Origin of the sequence: Bacillus sp. SIMBA_026 (assembly GCF_046535335.1) — a bacterium.
GTDB lineage: Bacteria > Bacillota > Bacilli > Bacillales > Bacillaceae > Bacillus > Bacillus velezensis.
The window spans coordinates 1-271 of record NZ_JAWRWX010000170.1 but is presented as its reverse complement, the minus strand read 5'-3'; the positions used below and the strand labels follow the sequence as shown (position 1 = coordinate 271).

Annotated in this window: 1 pseudogene; it reads right to left on the bottom strand. The window is 66.8% G+C overall.

Features of this window, described 5'->3' with window-relative positions:
* Positions 1–227 (bottom strand): annotated as a pseudogene (locus SB847_RS21095) (hypothetical protein); the annotation flags it as partial.
* Between the last annotated feature and the right edge of the window lie 44 nt (positions 228–271).

Here is a 271-nt window from a genome sequence, read left to right as displayed (position 1 = left end):
GATTCATCGGCGGCGCAGACCATGGGGGTCTCGGGCGGCAACGGGCTCTCAACATTGACGATCGCCGCCGTGCGCCGGTAGGGCTGAAGTCCAAGCTTCTCCACGCCGCTGATGACGGCGAGCTCATCGGCCCACGCACCGGCTGCGTTAACCACGACGCCGGATTGGAACCCCTCCGTTCCTGCACCCACTTGCCAGCCGCTCCCGAGCCGCTGCGCTGAGTGCACGCGAGCCCCGGTAATGATATCCACCCCGGCGGTTTCGGCAATGC